An 18,930-nucleotide genomic window follows, 5' to 3' on the forward strand; every position below is an offset into this window, starting at 1 on the left:
TGTCCGAATTGTATTGGGCCGTAGCTTACGCGCTTTTCACGGGCGGCGGATCATCGGTGATCCCCTTTCCCCGTTCAGGATTTCCCGTGCAAAAGACGACCGACGGATGGCTCAGCGGCCTGCTGGGCGTGATCATCTTCAGTGGCTCGCTGCCTGCGACGCGTGTCGCGGTGCAGGGGCTCGACCCGCTGTTCCTCACCTTTGCGCGCGCGACGATCGCCGGCGCGCTCGGCCTGCTGCTGCTCGTCGTGCTGAAGCAACGGCGGCCGACGCGTGCCGAGGCCGTGTCGCTCGCGATCGTCGCGCTCGGGGTCGTGGTCGGTTTCCCGTTGCTGACGGCGCTCGCGCTGAAGCATGTGACGTCTGCGCACGCGATCGTGTTCGTCGGGTTGCTGCCGCTCGCGACGGCGTTGTTCGGCGTATGGCGCGGCGGCGAACGGCCGCGGCCGCCGTTCTGGATCTTCTCGATCATCGGCAGCGGCGCGGTGGCCGCGTTTGCGCTGCGCAACGGCGGCCACGCGTCGGTGGCCGGCGATGCGCTGATGCTGGCCGCGATCGTCGCGTGTGGGCTCGGCTATGCGGAAGGCGCGCGCCTGTCGCGCGATCTCGGCGGCTGGCAGGTGATTTCGTGGGCGCTCGTGCTGTCGCTGCCGCTGATGCTGCCGCTCACGTGGTTCACCCGGCCCGCGTCGTTCGACGGCGTCGATGCCGCCGCGCTGTGGGGGCTCGCGTACGTGTCGCTGTTCAGCATGCTGATCGGCTTCGTATTCTGGTATCGCGGGCTCGCGCTCGGCGGGATCGCGGGCGTCGGCCAGTTGCAGTTGCTGCAGCCGTTCTTCGGCTTCCTGCTGGCGGCCGGGCTGCTGCACGAGACGGTACCACCGTCGATGGTCGTCGTGACGGCCGTCGTGGTCGGCTGCGTGGCGGGCGCGAAGTACTTTTCGAAGATGGCGCCCGTGCAGCGGGCGAGCTGACGCGTCGGTGCACATGCCGCCATATGGCTGGCCGTGCGCCGAAAGGCAAAACGGCCAGGCTGCCGGTAGCGGCAAGCCTGGCCGTTGGCTTTCGTCTCGACGAAAGCGCGTTACTCGAACGTTTCGAGCGCGAGCAATTCGTCGATCGTCTGCCGGCGGCGGATCAGCCGCGGCACACCGCGATCGACGAGCACTTCCGGCGCGAGCGGCCGGCTGTTGTAGTTCGACGACATCGACGCGCCGTACGCGCCAGCATCATGCAGGAACAGCAGGTCGCCGATCTGCGGCTGCGCCAGCTTGCGGTGCGTGACCACGCCGCCCGCGTCCTGCGTGAACACGTCGCCCGATTCGCACAGCGGCCCCGCGATCGCGAGATCGACGAGCGGCCGGCCGGCCGGCAGTGCGCCTTCGTGCGTGTGCACCGACACCGCGTGGTAACTGCCGTACATCGACGGGCGCATCAGGTCGTTGAAGCCCGCGTCGATCAGCACGAAATCGTGCTTCGGCCGGCGGTTGACGGCCTGCACTTCGGTGACGAGCGTGCCGGCTTCGGCGACGAGGAAGCGGCCCGGCTCGATCTCGATGCGCACCGGGTGGCCGAGATGCCGTTCGATCCGCTTGCGCGCGGCGTCCCACTGGCTGAAGTAGTGACCGACGTCGACGCGCGGCTCGCCGTCGCGATACGGAATCGACAGGCCGCCGCCGGCCGAGATCGCGTCGATGTCATGGCCGAGCGACGTGACGAGATCGACCATCGCATCGCACACCTGCGACAGGTGGCCGTAGTCGACGCCGGAGCCGATATGCATGTGGATGCCGACGAGCTTCAGCCCGTACCGGCGCACGATCTCGATCGCGCGCGGCACGTCGTCGATCCAGATGCCGTGCTTGCTCTGCGGGCCGCCGGTGTTGGTCTTGTTGCTGTGGCCGTGGCCGAACCCGGGGTTGACGCGCAGCCATACGCGGTGGCCGGGCGCGTGCTCGCCGATGCGCGCGAGCATGTCGAGCGAACCGGCGTTCACGGTCACGCCGTGCTTCAGCACGGCCGCGAGCGTCGGGCGGTCGATCAGGTCGGCCGTGAACACGACGCCTTCCGGCTCGCCGGCAGGGCTGAACCCGGCCGCGAGGCTGCGCTCGATCTCGCCGAGCGACACGGCATCGACACATGCGCCTTCTTCGCGCATCAGCTTCAGGATATGGACGTTCGAGTTCGCCTTCTGCGCATAGCGGATCACGTCGAACTGACGCAGTTGGGCGATGCGGTCGCGGATGACGTCGGCGTCGTACACCCACAGCGGGGTGCCGTATTGCTGCGCGAGCGTCGCGAGCTGGCGGGAATCGAGGGACATGGCGGATGAATCGGGTCGAATGAACGGATAGGGTGAATGATGCGCCTGATTGCCTATACAGTAAAATGCCTGTTTATCAACATTCGATTCATATCTGATATAGAAGATCATGCTCACGCACCGCCATATCGAGGTCTTTCGCGCGCTGATGGTCACCGGCAGCACGACGCGCGCGGCCGAGATGCTCTATACGTCGCAACCGACGATCAGCCGCGAGCTTGCGCGCATGGAACAGGTCGTCGGCTTCGCGCTGTTCGAGCGCGCGCATGGCCGGCTGCGGCCGACGATGGCCGCGCTCACGCTGTTCGACGATGTGCGGCTTGCGTATGTGGGGCTTGAACGCGTCGCGGCAACCGCCGCGCGCCTGCGCGAGTTTCGTGACGGTCAGCTGTCGGTGATTGCGCTGCCGGCGTTCTCGCACGCGATCCTGCCCGGCGCGTGCCGGCGTTTTCACGAGGCCCACGCGGGCGTCAGCGTGTCGGTCGCGACGCAGGAATCGCCGGTGCTCGAAGAGTGGCTGACCGCGCAGCGTTACGACCTCGGGCTGACCGAGCACGACGTCGCGCCGGCCGGCACCGTGCTCACGCCGCTGCTCGAGGTCGACGAAGTGTGCGTGCTGCCCGACGGCCATCCGCTGCTCGCGCAGGATGCGATCGATCTGCCGGATCTCGCCGATCGCCCGTTCGTGAGCCTGTCGCTGAACGATCCGTACCGCATTCTGATCGACGAGGCGTTCGCGCAACTCGGCGTGGCGCCGCGCTCGGTCGTCGAAACACCGTCGGCCGTGTCGGTGTGCGCGTTCGTGCGGCAGGGGCTCGGTGCGGCGATCGTCAATCCGCTGACGGCGCTCGATTTCGTCGGGCGCGACCTGCACGTGCGGCCGCTTACGCGCTCGTTTCCGTACCGGGTCAGCGTGATCGTGCCCGCGCACCGGCCGAAGAGCCTGCTCGTCGATGCGTTTGCCGACGCACTGCGCAGTGAGGCGAAGACGATCCGCCGCCGGTTGGCCGCGCTCCTCGGTTGAACTGCGCCGTATGATGGGCGTTTCGCCGCCATCGGCCTCACTTTCCGGAAACCCGTCATGACCGACGCTTCATCTTCCGTCGAACAACCGATCCTCACCGGCGAGCGCGTCGAACTGCGGCCGCTCGAAGCATCCGACCGGCAGGCGCTGCTCGATGCCGCCGCGGACGGCCAGTTGTGGAACCTGAAGGTCACGGTCGTGCCGGATGCGGAGACGATCGACGCGTACATCGACACGGCATTGCAGGGCCGCGCGGCCGGCACCGTGATGCCGTTCACGATCGTCGATCGTGCATCGGGCCGCGTGATCGGCAGCACGCGTTTCTGGAAGATCGACCGCAAGAATCGCAAGCTCGAGATCGGTCATACGTGGCTTAGCGAATCGGCGCAGCGCACGCGTGCGAATACCGAAGCGAAGTGGTTGTTGCTGGGCCATGCGTTCGACGTGCTGCAATGCGTGCGCGTGCAGTTCACGACCGACGAGCTGAACGAGAAATCACGCGCGGCGATTCTGCGGCTTGGCGCGAAGCAGGAGGGGATCGTGCGTCACGAACGGATCATGCCGGACGGCCGCAAGCGCAATTCGGTGCGCTTCAGCATCATCGACGAAGAATGGCCTGACGTGCGTACCGGGTTGAAGGCGAAGCTCGCGACGTAACGTGTAACGCGTGATGTGTGGCGCGTGTTTGCGGATCGGGCGGTCAGACGTGCATCGCGCAGCCGGCAGGGGGGCGACTGCGCGACCGCACGAGAAAGTGGTGCGCCGCGTACGAGACGCGGCGCTGCATCGTTACTGCGCCGATGCGAGGTGGTGGCGTTCCGCGAGCTTCTGCGCGTCGGCGTAGTGCTTCTGCAGGATCGGCAGCGACTGGCGGGCCACTTCCTTCAGCTTCGTGTCGCGGCCAGACGCGATTTCGGCCTGGAATGCCGAGATGGCCTTCTGCTGTCCGGCGAGCGCGACCTGCTCGATATACGCCTTGTCGAACTCGGCGCCGCGCAGGTTCTTGATGCTGCCCAGCACGGCAGTGTCGGGGTCGTTGGCCGGCACGTCGACGCCGCGCGGGCTTGCCGCGCGCATGGCCTGGATGATCTTTTCATCGTCGGTCGACACGCGTTGCGCGAACGCCTTGACCTGGCTGTCCGACGTGCGCGAATCGGCGATGCGCGCCGCGTCGTGCTGCGTCGACACGGTTTTCGTGCCGTCCGTGATGAAGGCCTGGTCGGCTTCGTGGATGCGCGTCGCGGCGGCGGCCGGTGCGTTCGGTGCCGGTTGTGCGGTTTGCGCGGTCGCCGTCACGGCGACGAGAAGCAGGCCAGCGGCAGACAAGGCAAGGCGCGAGATGTGGGGAAAGCGGTTCATGGGACCTCCTTTCGATCGGGGCTCGGGTTGAAAAACGGATCATGTGATCCGTCGCTGTGCGAGAGACCGGGCGCGCCCGGGCCGGATTCGACCGCCGCTCTGCCGCGGCGCCGGTCGAAGTGTTGCCCGGCCCGACCGATTCTAGGAGAGCGATACGGTCGCAGGTGCAACCGCGCTGTGGTTTGTGTAACGGTTGGTAAGACGAATCGCCGAGCAAGCGTGACGACCGGTATTGCGTACCTGTTGCGTGTGCGACGGCGGCAATTCTTGCGTGCATGGGATGTGCTGAATGCACGTGGGTGTCGTCCGCATTTCGTCGTCGTGCCGAGGTGTCGTGCGCGTCGAGCGGCGGATCGAGCCGTGCGCACGAAGCGCACGAAGCACCGGGTGCGTCACACGCGATCGAGCAATGCGTCGAGGCGGGGCAGCAACGGTGTCGCGCAATGCGCCTGCAACGCGTCCGGCGCGGTGTAGCCCCACGCGACACCCTGGAATGCGATGCGCGCGCGTCGTGCCGCATCGGCGTCGCGGATTTCATCGCCGACGTACAGCACTTCATCGGCGCGCACGCCGGCCTCACGAACGAGCGCGCGCAGGCGACGCGCCTTGCCGAACAGTGGAATGCCGCATGCGAAATACTCGACGCGGCTGCTGGCACGCGGGCCGAGCCGGTCACGCACGATCTCCTCGGTATTCGACGTGGCGATCGCGATGCGGATGCCGCGCGCGGCGAGCGCGTCGAACGTTTCGCCGACGCCGGGGAACAACGCCACTTGGGCGACGCGCGGCCGCATCAGGCGGCGCATGTCGACCGTGACGCGCGGCACTTTCCACATCGGCACGTCGAGCGCGCGAATGATGTCGCGCGCCGACATGCCGCGCAGCGCCGGGCGCAACTCGGGCGTGGCGTCGCGAAAGCCGTGCATGCGCGACGCTTCCGACAGCGCCGCGAGAAAGCTGTCGAGCGAATCGGCGAGCGTGCCGTCGAAGTCGAATGCGATGAGGCGATAGGGCATGAAGCGGCGTGGCGGGTTCATTGGGCAGGCGACATTGTCACCGAATCGAGGCCCGTTGGCCGCACGGTCGGTTGCGCATGCCTCGACCTGGAAATCGACCCGCGCACGCGCGAGGTCACGCGGATCGTGGCGGCCCGGCCGCTGCCGATGAAACGTTGCAACGCAGATCGCGCGTTGCGGGCTCCGTGAGCCGGGCGAGCAGGTGCCCGTCCGTCGGGATGTAGTCGATACGTGTCACGCTTGTAGCCCCTCGCGCCGCGCGGTATCGTCGGCACTTCGCCTTCCACCACGCCAACCGGAGACCGACGTGCCCGCTGCCGCCCCCGCTACGCTGAGATTTTCCACCGACAAGCGCGAACTCGACGTCGACGCGATCTTCGACTTCCTGCATCGCGACGCGTACTGGTCGCAGGGCATTCCGCGCGATGTGGTCGAGCGTGCGATCGAGGGCTCGTTGTGCTTCGGCGCCTACGTGGGCGACCGGCTCGTCGGGTTCGCGCGGCTCGTGACCGATCACGCGACGTTCGCGTACCTGTGCGACGTGTTCGTGCTGCCGGCCGAACGCGGCAACGGCTACGGTCGCGCGCTGATCGACCACGTGTTCGCGCAGGAGATGGTGCAGGGGCTGCGTCGCATCATGCTCGTGACGTCCGATGCGCACGCGCTGTACCGGCCGGTCGGCTTCGGGCCGTCGGCGAACCCCGAGCGGGTGATGGAGATCCGCCGCCCGGACATCTACGCGAAACGCTGACGCACGGCGCAGCGCATACAATACGCGCTTTCCGTTTTTGCCGAAGAGAAGCCCATCATGACCGAACAGGAAGCCGAACAGCTCGCGACGCATCGCCATTACAAGGGCGGGCGGTATCGCTACATCGGCGTTGCCCGCCATTCCGAAACCGAGGAATCGGTGGTCGTGTACGAACACCTGTGGCCGCATGCACGCGGTCTGTGGGTACGGCCGGAAGCGATGTTCAACGGGAACCTCGAAGACGGCACGCCGCGTTTCCGCAAGCTGCGCGACTGATGGACGGCCGGCGGCGCGCGCCGCCGCCGTGCCAGCCGGCGGGGCGGACGTCTACGCGCCGGCCAGCGCCTTTACCAGCTCCGGCGGGGCCTGCTGCCCGACCGTGACTTCCGGCGTGCCGTGCCACGCCGCGAGCTTCTTCACCGCCTTCGCGACATCGGCCGCGAGCCCCGTGCCGAACCGCACGCCCGGCTCGACATGCACGGCCTTCAGTTCGAACGTGCCGAGCGTGCGATGCGCCTTCGCGTCGATGCGCCCGACCAGCCGCCCGCGATGCAGCACCGGCAGGCAGAAATAGCCGTAACGCCGCTTGTGCCCGGGCGTATAGCATTCGATCGTGTAATCGAAACCGAACAGCGTCGATGCACGCCGCCGGTCCCAGACGACCGGGTCGAACGGCGACAGCAGCGTCGTGACCGTCGAGCGCAGCGTGTCGGCCTCCGCGGCGGGCAGCCACGCTTCGAGCGAGCGATGCACGTAGGCCGGCTCCTTCCAGTCGTCGATCGCCACCGGGATCAGCTCGCCCGCGCTCGCGAGCTGCTCGAGTTCCGCGCGGTACGAACGGCGCGGCAGCCGATAGTAGTCGGCCACCCAGTCCGCGCGCACGACGCCGAGCGCGCGGCACGTGTAGTCGAGCAGCGCGGGCAGCACGGCGTGGCGCGGCGGCAGGTCGCGCGCGTCGTCCCAGTCGGGCAGCACGCGCTCGCGCACGTCGTACACGCGCTGGAAATTACGGCGTTCCGACACCATCAGGTCGCCCGTCGTGAACAGCACTTCCAGGTGACGCTTCTCGGGCTTGCGATCCCACCAGCCGTTGCCTTTCACGCCATCCTCGCGGGCGAAATCGGCCGACCGTACCGGGCCTTCGGCGCGAATCCGCGCGAGCAGCCGCTCGATATCGGGACGATTCTGCGCATGCCACTCGGCCGCGTACTTCCAGCCCATTCCGGACGGATCGAGCATCTTGTAGCGCATCAGGCCGAACTGCTCGATCGGCAGGAAGCACGCTTCGTGCGACCAGTATTCGAACAGGCGTGCCTCGGCGAGATGCTCGTCGAGCCACTGCGGCGAGAAATCGCCGAGACGGCTGAACAGCACGAGATACGGGCTGCGCGCGACGACGTGGATGGTGTCGATCTGCAACTGCGCCATCCGGCGGATCGTGTCGAGCACGTCGGATTTGGTGGCCTTGCGGCGGGGCGGCGTCAGCAAGCCCTGCGCGGCGAGATGCAGCGCGCGGGCGGCGGCGGGCGAGAGCGTAAGCATCGGAAGGGCGGACGGGAGTGATGGTCGGGAACCACTTTAGCGCGAAAGCGGCGCGCGCGTGAGACGTGCCCATGCAACGTGTCTGACAATGGTTGACAGATACGTTTCGCAAGTTTCCCTATAGTGCAGTTCATGGCGCGACGACAAAGGCGCGCAACGATTTTGCTTCCGACGCACATATGTCCATGGCACGCAGGAAGCGAATCCGGGATTCTCAACCCCCATCGGGAGACCCGGAGCCCTGAGCGGACATCCATGCGGCTGTGCACCGGCCCCGTGTGGATGTCCGCTGATTTTTTTGTATTGCCCGGTTTGCTTCGCGAGCCGCGTTCCCTTCCGTCTTTTCCCGTTCGTCTGTCGGCGCGTTATTGCCGCTTGCCGCGCGCGACTTCGTCGCCGGCGCCGGGCGGCAGCCGCCGCGTGATCGGAATCGACGCGAACGAGCACAGCCCGACCACGACGAACGCGGGCCAGAAATCCGACCACACCATCTTCTGATGACCTTGCAGCCAGTGCGAAATGTGCAGCACGAGGCCGGCGACCGTCACGCCCAGGCCGAGCGACATCTGCTGCACGACGCTGCCGAGGCTCGTCGCGCGGCCGGCGTCCCGCGGCGAGATGTCCGCGTAGATCATCGAATTCAGGCTCGTGAACTGCAGCGCGGGGAAGATGCCGCCGACGAGCACGATCAGCCAGATCGCCCAGGTCGCCATGCCGGGATGGAACACGCCGTACGCGGCGATCGCGAGGCCCGCGAATGCCGCGTTGTAGATCAGCACCGTGCGGAAACCGAAGCGGCGCAGCGTGTGGGTGGCCGTCGAGCGGCTCATGGCGCCGCCGAACGCGGACGCGCACGTGATGAGCCCCGAATGGAACGCGCTCATGCCGAGCCCTTCCTGCAGCGCGAGCGGCAGCAGGAACGGCACCGCGCCGAGGCCGATACGGAACAGCGACCCGCCGACGACACTCGCGTGATAGGTGGGGATCTTGAGGAAGCTGAGGTCGAGCACCGGGCGCTCCTTGCGGCGCGCATACGGCACGTAGAGCGCGAGCAGGGCGATGCCGGTCACGCACATGACGAGCGCGTTCGAGCGCGACGTGAGCGAGCCGTCGATCAGCGTGAGCCCCATCAGCAGCAGCGCGGCGCCGCTGGCCGACAGCACGAAGCCGAACCAGTCGAGCGGGCCCGGATCGGGCTCGCGCGTGTTCGCGATGTGCTTGCTCGCGAGGTAGATTCCGTAGATGCCGATCGGCACGTTGATGAAGAAGATCATCCGCCAGTGCAGGTAGGTCGTGATGAAGCCGCCGACGAGCGGCCCGACCGTGGGCCCGAACAGTGCGGGAATCGCGAGGTAGTTCATCGCGCGCACGAGATCCGAGCGCGGCACGGCGCGGAAGATGATGATGCGGCCGACGGGCACCATCATCGCGCCGCCGACGCCCTGGATGAAGCGCGCGAACGTGAGCACGCCGAGGGAATTGGATGCCGCGCACATCAGCGAGCCGACGACGAAGATGCCGATCGCGGTGCGGAACACGGAGCGTGCGCTGAAGCGGTCGGCCAGCCAGCCGCAGATCGGAATGAACACGCCGAGCCCGACCACGTAGGCCGTGATCGCAATGTTCAATGTGACGGGGTTGTGCCCGAAATCCCTCGCCATCGCGGGGAGGGCGGTGACGATGATGTTCGCGTCGACGCTTTCCATGAACAACGCACAGGCAACGATGAGCGGTGCTAGAAAGACGGGCGACATGGGCTGGGCGCGCGGTAAAGACGCCATTATGCCCACATTGTGACCGTTGAGTCACGTACGACAACAGGTGTTCCGCATGTTGCAACAGTCGTCTTTGTTAGCGGACGCCAAGAAAAGAACGACTGTAGAAACGCGGCGCTTGCATCGCGCCGGGATCCCGCATGCACCTGGACGGCAGACGGTGCGACCGCGTCGCCGTTGGCCGCATGTGCGTTCTCGACACCCGGCAGGATCTCGGCGATGTCGAAGCACCGATCCCGGCGCGTCGTCTCTCGACGCGCCGGGATCGCGCGTTCCCATGCGCGGTGATCCTGCTCGGCTCCGATACACCTATCGATCACGCGTGCCGCGTAGAACGCGGCGGCGTAGCGACGCGTGTTCGCCTCGCGTTTCGCGGATCGGCGCGCTGTATTCGCGCAGCGGCCGCAAGCGCTCCGGCATGGGGACGCCGAGCCATTCGGGGCGCGTCTTCACGGCGATGAACAAGGGTGGGCGAGGTTGCGGTTTGCCGGGGCGGAAGGGTGTTTCTAGAATATGAGCGTTTGCTCATATTCGAAACTCGCATTCCGACCATGGCCGAATCGTCTTCACGAATCCCGCTGTCGCCTCGCAAGGCGCCGCGCCAGCGTCGCTCGCTGGCCACCGTCGACGCGATCGTCGAGGCCGCCGCTCGCATTCTGGAGCGCGACGGCTTCGACGGCTACACGACGAACGCGGTCGCGGCGCTGGCCGGCGTGAGCATCGGTTCGCTCTATCAGTACTTCCCGAATCGCGATGCGCTGACGGCCGCGCTCGTCGAGCGCGAGAGCGCGCATCTGCTCGACGACGTCGACCGGGCTGGCGCGCTGTCGTCATGCGACGACGTGCTGCGCGCACTGGTACGCGCGGCCGTCGCGCACCAGATGCGCCGTCCCGTGCTCGCGCGGCTGATCGATTTCGAGGAGGCGCGGCTGCCGCTCGGCGCGCGCACCGCACGCGTCACGGATCGTATCCACGCGACGCTGCTGCATGCGCTCGGGCTGCGCGATGCGCCGCGCGTCGCGGCGCCCGACGTCGTCGCGCACGATCTGCTCGCGATCGTGAAAGGGATCGTCGATGCGGCGGGCGTGCGCGGCGAGACCGATGCGGATGCGCTCGACGCGCGCGTGTGGCGGGCCATGCGCGGTTATTTGCGCGAGTCGCGCGAATCGAAACTTGCTTGATGTGCACGTTTCGTGCGACATTCCGACCTACTCGCACCACAAAACGACGCGCATCGATCGAGGGCCATTCAGACGAGCGCGCGCGCGAACGAGACCTCGTGCCGACCCACTCACCATCGAAAGGAGGGGACACGTCATGACGTCACGTCGTGCCGCATCGATCGCATCGCGCTTTTCAGCCTGCTTCTCGGCCCGCATCCCGGCCCGCTTCTCTACGCATTTACCGCCCCGTCGCTCACCGCCGCCCTTGCCGCGTCTTCGCTGGGCCGCCGCATTGGCCGTCGCGTATCTTGCCGTTGCGGGCTGCGCAGCACAGGCCGACAACACGAACCAGGCCGCCGCGCAGGCAACTGCCCAGTCGGCTCCGCCTGCCGCGACCGCGGTTGCCGTCCCCGCATCGGGCACGCTGCTACCGCCGCCGAGCCAGCTCTATGGCGACCTGTTCGTCGCGGTGCAGACCGCGCAGATCTATCCCGACCAGAAGACCTTCGTCGACGCGACGCCCGATAGCGATCCGGCGACGATCGTACAGTTGTATCAGCAACAGAAATCGCAGCCGGGCTTCTCGCTGAAGGCGTTCGTCGGCCAGCATTTCACGCCGCCACCCGAAAGCGGCGTGACGCCGCCGCCGAACCAGACGCTGCGCCAGCACATCGACTGGCTGTGGCCGCAGCTCACGCGCACGAGCACGACGGTGCCGCCCTACAGTTCGCTGATCCCGCTGCCGAAGCCGTATGTCGTGCCGGGTGGCCGTTTCCGCGAAGGCTACTACTGGGATACCTATTTCACGATGCTCGGGCTGCAGGTGTCGGGTCGCGAGGATCTCGTCGACAACATGCTCGACAACTTCGCCCATCTGATCGACACGATGGGGCACATCCCGAACGGCAACCGCACGTACTACGCGAGCCGCTCGCAACCGCCGTTCTTCGCGTACATGGTGACGCTCGCCGCGCAGGCCGAAGGCGACAACGTCTATCGGAAATACCTGCCGGAACTGCGCAAGGAACATGCGTACTGGATGCAGGGCGAAACCACGACGCCGCGCGGGCAGGCCGCGCGCCATGTGGTCACGATGCCCGACGGCGCGGTGCTGAACCGCTACTGGGACGCGAGCGATACCCCGCGCGACGAGTCGTATCTCGAGGATGTGACGACCGCGAAGTCGGCGCCGGCGCGTCCGGCGAACGAGGTCTACCGCGACCTGCGCGCGGGCGCCGAAAGTGGCTGGGACTACAGCTCGCGCTGGTTCGGCGACGGCAAGACGCTCGCGACGATCCGCACGACGTCGATCGTGCCGGTCGACCTGAACAGCCTGATGTTCCATCTCGAAACCACGATCGTGAAGGGCTGCGCGGTCACGCGCGATGTCGCATGCGTGACCGATTTTTCAGCGCGCGCGGCTCGGCGTGCGGCCGCGATCAACCGCTATCTGTGGAACCGCCGCGGCTACTACGGCGACTACGACTGGCAGCAGCGCAAGCCGCGCGACGCCGTGACGGCCGCCGCGCTGTATCCGTTGTTCGCGGGTGTTGCGTGGCCCGAGCGCGCGAAGGCGACCGCACGCGAGGTGCGCAAGACGCTGCTGCAGCCGGGCGGCCTCGCGACGACCACCGAGAACACGGGGCAGCAGTGGGATGCGCCGAACGGCTGGGCGCCGCTGCAGTGGATCGCGATCGACGGGCTGCGGCGCTACGGCGAACCGGCGCTCGCGAAGGACATCGGCACGCGCTTCCTGTCCGACGTGAAGCATGTGTATGCGACCGAAGGCAAGCTCGTCGAGAAGTACGTGGTCGAAGGCGCCGGCACGGGCGGCGGCGGGGGCGGCGAATATCCGCTGCAGGACGGTTTCGGCTGGACCAACGGCGTCACGCTGAAACTGCTCGGGCTGTACGGCGAGTGAAGCGCGGCGCGGGCCGCGCGCCTGCGTCGCGCGAGAACGCACGGGCCGGACTGCCGCGCAAGCGGCCGTCCCGCCCGGGTTTGCATCAGGCTTGCGTTAGAACGTGATCGTCGTGCGCACGCCGACCACCGTTTCGTCGCCGATGCGCGCACCGGCCGCGTTCGGGTTCGGGATGCCGCCGCCCGGACGGAAGAAGTGCTGCAGGTCGGCCTGCAGTTGCCACCACGGCGTGACCTGGTACTGGTAGGTCGCCTCGACGACCGTTTCCGCACGGCGTACCGGATAGCCGGGCGTCGTGTAGACACCGGTGTCGCCGTCGAGGCCGCGCGCATGCGAGCCGATCTTCGCGTAGCCGACGGCGATGCCTGCGACGTCGTTGTCGCGTCCCTTGAACGGCGCCTTCAGCGTCACGCCGGCGTTGGCGGCGAAATCGACGATATTGCGATCGCCCGGCGCGCCCATCACGCGCGCGAACACGCCGACCGAGCGCGGGCTGTCGGCCGACGGCCGCCACACCATCTGGTCCGCGACCGCATAAAAGCCGTAGTTGCCGCGATGGGTGGCGGCGATGCCGTTGCTCTCCGGATTCGCGAGCGACAGGCCGTCGGTGCCGTCGCGCGGGTCGTTCGCATGCTGCGACTGATACCAGAAGCCAAGCTTGTACGTGCCCGGCAGGCCGGCCGGCTGCGGCGCCTTCGGATCGTCGGGCGGCGCGTTCAGCGCGTACTGCACTTCGCCGATCACGAACGCGCCGCTGCGCAGGTTGAAGTTGGTGCCGTGCGCGTTCAGCACCTGCGCATCGCCGTCGCTGCGTCCGGCCGTGTTGCCGTCGAACACGCCGACCATCGCGGTCCACGCGTCGGCCGGCTTCACGCGCAGCCGCACGCCGAGCGACGACAGCGGATACGCGGGGCCGCCGGCCGGCAGGTCGGTCGACGGCAGCACGGGCCAGCCGAACGTCGCGTTCATGAACGTCGCCGCGTTCTGGCTCACCATGAATTCCTGGTCGGCGCTCTGCTGGCCGACCTTCACGTCGACCATGCCGTCGAGCAGCGACTGCTGGTACCAGAGTTCCCACAGGCGCGTGGTCGAATTCGCCTCGATGCCGGTCGCGGTCTGCAGCGTCTGCAGGTAGCGCTGTGTGAGGTTGGTGCCGTGAATCTGCAGCGCCGACACGTTGAACGTGCCGCCCGGCAGGCCGACCGCCTTGCCCGTGTCGACGTTGAAACCGAATTGCGTGAGCCCCTGGTACGCGCCGCCGCGATGCGTGCCGCCCGACGTGTTGTACAGATACTCGCTGGTTTCCTGCAGGCTCAGCGTGATACCGCGATCGCCGAGCCTGTCGCGCAGGCCGCCCATGTTGCCGAGCAGGTTCGAGCGCTCCCGGAAGCCGGTGGGGGCGGGCGTGGCGGCATCGGCGGCCTGTTGTGCGGGCGCGGCGGCGTCGCCGGCGCCGGCCGTCGGTTCGGCTGCTGCCGGCGGCGCCGATTGCGCGAACGCGGGCGCGGCGGCGAGCGACAGCAGCAGCGTGGCGAGTGCATGGACGCGGAATTGGCGCGGGACGGGTTCGAGGTAGTGCTTCATGTGGGTTCCGTTGTCGGTTTGATTAATTAGGCTGACGAAACGAAAAGGTGATGCGGGATGCGTGGCGAGACGATCGCGCGGTGGCACCTGGCGCGTGGCACGGCGGCGCAATGGGGATTTACGGCAGCCAGCCGCCGATGCGCCACACCTGTGCGAAGCCGAGGCGTGACGCGGCCGAGCACAGCAGCGCGACGAGCGCGACCGCGGCGGCCATCGCGGCGAACAGCAGGCAGTCGAGCGGGCGAGGCGCTGCCGGCACGTGGGCGAGCGCCGCACCGCGCCAGTTGCTGAACGCGTGGGCGAGCGGCGAGAGGCCGGAAACGAATGAGCGGTTGCATGCGAGATGCACGATGCGCTTGAGTCTGACCGCGAACGATTGAAGAAACATGACGCTGCCTCCGTCCGGTCCGGCTCGGGCCGGACGACGTGATCGAGCGCGGGCGCGTGACGCGGCCTGCGATCGGAGGGTGGAACGTAATGGAGCGTGCAACGGACGAACCGGCGATGGCCGGCCCGGGAGGAAGCGCGCTAACCCGACGAATGCGAGCGAGCGGCGTAAGACATGCGTCTGGCTGCTATCTCGCGATGGCTTGGCCGGCCTGGACCGGCATCGAACTGCAACTAGAGCATGTGTCCACGGAGGGACTCCTGTGATGAATTGCGGCGGATTGTATTCGGGTCGTTTGCTGCAGCGCAAGTAAAAAACGCGCAAAAGGCGCCGTGTGTGGCGTGCGTGTCGCTATGCGCGCGGCGGGGCGCGGCAGCGGCGCGAGGGCGGGACGACGAGACGGTGACGGGGCGCCACGCCGTTGTTCGGACACATCGGATCCTGGACCGTATCGTGATGCGCTGAAAGGTTTCGGCGCGTCGTTTCAAGGGCAAATCTTTCAGCGCCGCAAGGTGGGAAATTTATTTCGGGAAATGGGGTTGGGAGGGGTTGACTTCGCTTTCGGGCCGTCCATAGAATCCGCCATCTTCACTCTTGGGGCCGCCGCCTTGGACGCCTGCAGTAGTCGATCTTCGAACGAAATTTCCGCCTGAGCGACCGACGTCCGCGCCTCATCGAAGCCGCCGTTTGTCTCCCAGGCAAACGGTGCGCGCAGCAGTATTCCGCAGCAAATTCCTACGTGCACCCTGATTCGCGCCGGTTAGCGTGATGCGTCTTCGCATGCGCCGTCCGGTTTCACCGCCGCCCGGCAGGCGGCCGCGTTCGCGCACGCCTTTGCGGGGCCCGCGCGTGCCGGCCCGCACGCCTGACGGCGGTCAACCGTGTTCTCCGGAACACCGCACAGGAGTCGCCATGAACGACAGTGACAGTTGTCCCTTATGCCCGTTGTACGCACAGACCCTTTTGAACCCGGGTCGCAGGGGCAATCCGGCCGACTAGCCTGACACGCCGTTCAGGCCCCGGACTGGCCCCGCGCCCAACACGCGGCCGGCAGCCTGCCGTCGCCGCACGGAGCCAGATCATGAACTTCGGCCTTCTGCTGTCGAATCTCCCGCACGTCACGGAATCGCGCAACCACTACGACGCGATGCTGACGCTCGATGCCCGTCCACGGGTGTTCTCCCGCCTGTTGAACCAGCTGAAATCGTTGATCCGCTGAACGCCGCACCGAGCGCGTCTCGGCATGCGCACACGCGGCCGCCGTCGAGCGGTCGCCCCGCGCGCATTCCAAGATTGCCTGCTCACCAGATAACCATTCGCTGTACGGAACACATCATGTCCACGCCATCCAACGTTTCTTCACCGATCGCCGCCGAACGCAGCGCCGTGCTCGACGAAGCCCACCTGGGCGACATCCGCGGTGCGCTCGGCACGATCGCGCATCACGACACCGGCTCGCGCGGCACGTGGTGGGCTCGCCTGCGCACGCTGCTCGCGATCATCGGCCCGGGCCTCATCGTGATGGTCGGCGACAACGACGCCGGCGCATTCGGCACCTACACGCAGGCCGGCCAGAACTACGGCACGACGCTGCTGTGGACGCTGCTGCTGCTCGTACCCGTGCTGTACGTGAACCAGGAAATGGTGCTGCGCCTCGGCGCGGTCACGGGCGTCGGCCACGCACGCCTGATCTTCGAGCGCTTCGGCAAGTTCTGGGGCGCGTTCAGCGTGATCGACCTGTTCCTGCTCAATGCGCTCACCATCGTCACCGAGTTCATCGGCATCACGTTCGTGCTGGATTTCTTCGGGCTGCCAAAGGTGGCCGGCGTGTGCGTGGCCGCGGCGCTGACCATGGCCGCGGTGAGTACTGGCGATTTCCGGCGCTTCGAGCGGTTCGCGATCGGGCTGTGCGTGCTGAGCCTGCTGCTGGTGCCGGTGCTCGTGTCGATCCACCCGCCCGTCGCACAGATGACGCGCGATTTCTTCGTGCCGAACTGGCCCGCGCACGCGAAGCTGTCTGACGTGATGCTGCTCGTGATCGGCATCGTCGGCACGACCGTCGCGCCGTGGCAGTTGTTCTTCCAGCAGAGCTACGTGATCGACAAGCGCATCACGCCGCGCTTCATGAAATATGAAAAGGCCGACCTGTGGATCGGTATCGTGTTCGTGCTGGTCGGTGCGGTCGCCATGATCGGTTTCAGCGCCGCGCTGTTCAACGGGCATCCGGAAGCCGGCAACTTTACCGATGCGGGCGGCATCATCGTGGGCCTCGAGAGGTATGCGGGCCGCACGAGCGCGACGCTGTTCGCGGTGGCGCTGCTCGACGCGTGCATCATCGGCGCGGCGGCCGTCTCGCTGTCGACGGCCTATGCCATCGGCGACGTGTTCAAGATCCGCCACTCGCTGCACCGCGGCGTGTCCGATGCGAAGGGTTTCTATCTCGTGTATTTCGGCATCGTCGCGGCCGCGGCCACGCTCGTGCTGATTCCGGGCAGCCCGCTCGGCCTGCTGACCGAAGCCGTGCAGACGCTCGCGGGCGTGCTGCTGCCGAGCGCGACGGTGTTCCTGCTGGTGCTGTGCAATGACCGCCAGGTGCTTGGGCCCTGGGTCAACTCGACGAAGCTCAACGTGTTCACGGGCGCGGTGATCTGGGTGCTCGTGCTGCTGTCGATCATCCTCACGGCGTCGGTGATGTATCCGGATATCAGCGGCGAAGCGATCGTCGACGTGCTGGTCGGCGGCACCGTGCTCGCGATCACGGGCTATCTCGCCACGGTATTGATCCGCCGCAACAAGCGCGTGGTCGAGCCGGCCGTCGATCGCGCGTTGCGCGACACGTGGCGCATGCCGCCGCTCGACACGCTCGAGCCGCAGAACATGACGCTCGCGACGCGGGTCTGGATGGCCGTGCTGCGCGGCTATCTCGTGATCGCGGTCGGTCTCGTGATCGTCAAGGTGGTGCAGATGACGCTGCTGAAGTAACGCAGGCCGCCTTCACGAAGCGGCGCCGAACCCGGCGCCGCGCTGCAATCCGCACATGCCGGCCTCCGTGGCCGGCATGTGCGTTTACACGTCCGTTCGCGGCACGCCGCACGGGCGGTGTGGTGGTCAGATCAGCTCGAGCTTCGACGTCAGGTACGTGAGCTGGATCCGGTTCGCGACGCCGAAGCGCTTGCGCAGCTTGCGCAGGTGATAGTCGACGTTGTGCGCGCTGGTGTCGAGGCGCCGGCCGATTTCCTTGTCGGAGGCACCTTCGGCGATGCCGAGCAGCAGTTCCTGCTCGAACGGCGTGAGCCCGTTGACCGCGCGCTCGCGCGACGTCGAGATCAACTGCGGGGACGCGAACTTGTGCACCGACAGCCCGATCGACAGCGCCTGCTCGATCGTCGCCGGCGTGATCCATTCGCGCGTGCGGCGCGGTGCGGTGAAGCTCATGAATGCGTGCAGCCGCGTGCCGGGCACGGCCATCGAATACATGATGCCGCTGCACATCCCGTCGTCCTGCATCGTCTGCAGGAAGCCGTCGAGCGCGGCCGGCGTCACGCGCGGGCCGTCGCCGCGCTCGCGATGTTCGCGGCGCAACTGCTGCAGGTCCCACACGATCGGCATGTTGCATACGCGCGCGCCGAGCGTGCGCGGATCGATGTCGTGATGGTTGTGCCGCACGTAGTCGCCGCGATAGGTGGCCGGCGTGAAGGCTTCGTGCAGGTAGAGACTTTCGACTTGCTCGTGCGCGAATTCGAGCGCGAAGTACGCGAACGTCGCGAAGCCCGTCAGATGCAGCAGGCTGGTAACGATGCGGCTGCGCTCGGCCGTGCTCTGCGCGTGCGCGAGCGTATCGGCGACGCCGAGCTTCGGCGCGTGCGGCTGCATGATGTCGCCGCGCTTCACGTCGTCGCACCAGACGACCTGCACGGGGGGGCGTTCCCGCGGCACGTCCGGGCACGCGTTCAGCCCGTGCGACGGGCGGGGCAAGGTTGAGGCGACCGCTTCTTCATGCAATGCAATGTCGGACATGTGCCATCCTCGGAATCGACGCGCATCGCCTGGCGGCGGCCGTATCGTGTACGGCATTCGCGGCGAT

At 67.2% G+C, this 18,930-nt stretch carries 17 protein-coding genes and 1 pseudogene; 9 read left to right on the plus strand and 9 right to left on the minus strand.

Translation table 11 applies throughout. From position 1 onward, the window contains the following. The first annotated feature begins 86 nt into the window (after nucleotides 1-86). Nucleotides 87-974: a DMT family transporter gene (locus tag ACPTTC_RS22320; protein ID WP_423393940.1), complete on the plus strand. Its 888-nt coding sequence runs from the start codon at nucleotides 87-89 to the stop codon at nucleotides 972-974. Nucleotides 975-1,084: 110 nt separating this feature from the next. On the opposite strand, the gene lysA is transcribed toward ACPTTC_RS22320, so the two are convergent. Continuing rightward, entirely contained in the window at nucleotides 1,085-2,323 is a 1,239-nt protein-coding gene (gene lysA / locus ACPTTC_RS22325) for a diaminopimelate decarboxylase (RefSeq protein WP_226195836.1), read from the minus strand. 109 nt (nucleotides 2,324-2,432) lie between these two features. On the opposite strand from lysA, the gene ACPTTC_RS22330 reads away from it, so the two are divergent. Continuing rightward, the gene (locus ACPTTC_RS22330; protein ID WP_423393941.1) at nucleotides 2,433-3,347 is read left to right on the plus strand and encodes a LysR family transcriptional regulator; all 915 of its coding nucleotides are present in this window, start codon (nucleotides 2,433-2,435) and stop codon (nucleotides 3,345-3,347) included. A gap of 57 nt (nucleotides 3,348-3,404) precedes the next feature. After that, nucleotides 3,405-4,004, plus strand: a complete 600-nt coding sequence (locus ACPTTC_RS22335; RefSeq protein ID WP_423393942.1) for a GNAT family N-acetyltransferase — start codon at nucleotides 3,405-3,407, stop codon at nucleotides 4,002-4,004. Between the two features lie 132 nt (nucleotides 4,005-4,136). Here the strand turns inward: ACPTTC_RS22335 and ACPTTC_RS22340 are convergent, their stop codons facing one another. After that, the gene (locus tag ACPTTC_RS22340; protein WP_423393943.1) at nucleotides 4,137-4,706 is read right to left on the minus strand and encodes a DUF4142 domain-containing protein; all 570 of its coding nucleotides are present in this window, start codon (nucleotides 4,704-4,706) and stop codon (nucleotides 4,137-4,139) included. Nucleotides 4,707-5,098: 392 nt separating this feature from the next. Beyond that, entirely contained in the window at nucleotides 5,099-5,722 is a 624-nt protein-coding gene (locus ACPTTC_RS22345) for an HAD hydrolase-like protein (RefSeq protein ID WP_423393944.1), read from the minus strand. 307 nt (nucleotides 5,723-6,029) lie between these two features. Here ACPTTC_RS22345 and ACPTTC_RS22350 point away from each other — a divergent pair, with 307 nt between their 5' ends. Continuing rightward, nucleotides 6,030-6,473: a GNAT family N-acetyltransferase gene (locus tag ACPTTC_RS22350; RefSeq protein WP_423393945.1), complete on the plus strand. Its 444-nt coding sequence runs from the start codon at nucleotides 6,030-6,032 to the stop codon at nucleotides 6,471-6,473. 57 nt (nucleotides 6,474-6,530) lie between these two features. After that, nucleotides 6,531-6,749 carry a DUF1653 domain-containing protein gene (locus ACPTTC_RS22355; RefSeq protein ID WP_423393946.1) on the plus strand — a complete coding sequence of 73 codons (219 nt, stop codon included), beginning with the start codon at nucleotides 6,531-6,533 and terminating at the stop codon, nucleotides 6,747-6,749. A 51-nt stretch (nucleotides 6,750-6,800) separates the two neighbouring features. Here ACPTTC_RS22355 and ACPTTC_RS22360 read toward each other — a convergent pair whose 3' ends face one another. The 3 genes and pseudogenes from ACPTTC_RS22360 to ACPTTC_RS22370 all read right to left on the minus strand — a co-directional run. Further along, nucleotides 6,801-8,015 carry a winged helix-turn-helix domain-containing protein gene (locus ACPTTC_RS22360; RefSeq protein WP_423393947.1) on the minus strand — a complete coding sequence of 405 codons (1,215 nt, stop codon included), beginning with the start codon at nucleotides 8,013-8,015 and terminating at the stop codon, nucleotides 6,801-6,803. Between the two features lie 365 nt (nucleotides 8,016-8,380). Continuing rightward, the gene (locus tag ACPTTC_RS22365; RefSeq protein ID WP_423393948.1) at nucleotides 8,381-9,769 is read right to left on the minus strand and encodes an MFS transporter; all 1,389 of its coding nucleotides are present in this window, start codon (nucleotides 9,767-9,769) and stop codon (nucleotides 8,381-8,383) included. Between the two features lie 26 nt (nucleotides 9,770-9,795). Beyond that, a pseudogene (locus ACPTTC_RS22370) lies at nucleotides 9,796-10,143 on the minus strand (darcynin family protein); the annotation flags it as partial. Between the two features lie 198 nt (nucleotides 10,144-10,341). Here ACPTTC_RS22370 and ACPTTC_RS22375 point away from each other — a divergent pair. Together ACPTTC_RS22375 and treA are read left to right on the plus strand one after the other, a co-directional pair. Further along, nucleotides 10,342-10,971 carry a TetR/AcrR family transcriptional regulator gene (locus tag ACPTTC_RS22375; RefSeq protein WP_423393949.1) on the plus strand — a complete coding sequence of 210 codons (630 nt, stop codon included), beginning with the start codon at nucleotides 10,342-10,344 and terminating at the stop codon, nucleotides 10,969-10,971. 136 nt (nucleotides 10,972-11,107) lie between these two features. After that, complete coding sequence (gene treA / locus ACPTTC_RS22380) at nucleotides 11,108-12,874, plus strand: alpha,alpha-trehalase TreA (protein ID WP_423393950.1); 1,767 nt, start codon at nucleotides 11,108-11,110, stop codon at nucleotides 12,872-12,874. A gap of 96 nt (nucleotides 12,875-12,970) precedes the next feature. On the opposite strand, the gene ACPTTC_RS22385 is transcribed toward treA, so the two are convergent. Together ACPTTC_RS22385 and ACPTTC_RS22390 are read right to left on the minus strand one after the other, a co-directional pair. Then, entirely contained in the window at nucleotides 12,971-14,458 is a 1,488-nt protein-coding gene (locus ACPTTC_RS22385; RefSeq protein WP_423393951.1) for a carbohydrate porin, read from the minus strand. A gap of 118 nt (nucleotides 14,459-14,576) precedes the next feature. Then, a complete protein-coding gene (locus ACPTTC_RS22390; RefSeq protein WP_423393952.1) occupies nucleotides 14,577-14,846 on the minus strand; it encodes a hypothetical protein in 270 nt (89 codons plus the stop codon). Nucleotides 14,847-15,927: 1,081 nt separating this feature from the next. On the opposite strand from ACPTTC_RS22390, the gene ACPTTC_RS22395 reads away from it, so the two are divergent. Beyond that, complete coding sequence (locus ACPTTC_RS22395; protein WP_165765561.1) at nucleotides 15,928-16,065, plus strand: hypothetical protein; 138 nt, start codon at nucleotides 15,928-15,930, stop codon at nucleotides 16,063-16,065. Between the two features lie 116 nt (nucleotides 16,066-16,181). Then, a complete protein-coding gene (locus tag ACPTTC_RS22400) occupies nucleotides 16,182-17,828 on the plus strand; it encodes an NRAMP family divalent metal transporter (RefSeq protein WP_423393953.1) in 1,647 nt (548 codons plus the stop codon). 126 nt (nucleotides 17,829-17,954) lie between these two features. Here the strand turns inward: ACPTTC_RS22400 and ACPTTC_RS22405 are convergent, their stop codons facing one another. After that, nucleotides 17,955-18,863: a helix-turn-helix transcriptional regulator gene (locus tag ACPTTC_RS22405; RefSeq protein ID WP_423393954.1), complete on the minus strand. Its 909-nt coding sequence runs from the start codon at nucleotides 18,861-18,863 to the stop codon at nucleotides 17,955-17,957. Nucleotides 18,864-18,930 lie beyond the last annotated feature (67 nt).

The sequence above is a fragment of the Burkholderia mycopellens genome (genome assembly GCF_964265025.1).
In the GTDB taxonomy this organism is placed as follows: Bacteria; Pseudomonadota; Gammaproteobacteria; order Burkholderiales; family Burkholderiaceae; genus Burkholderia.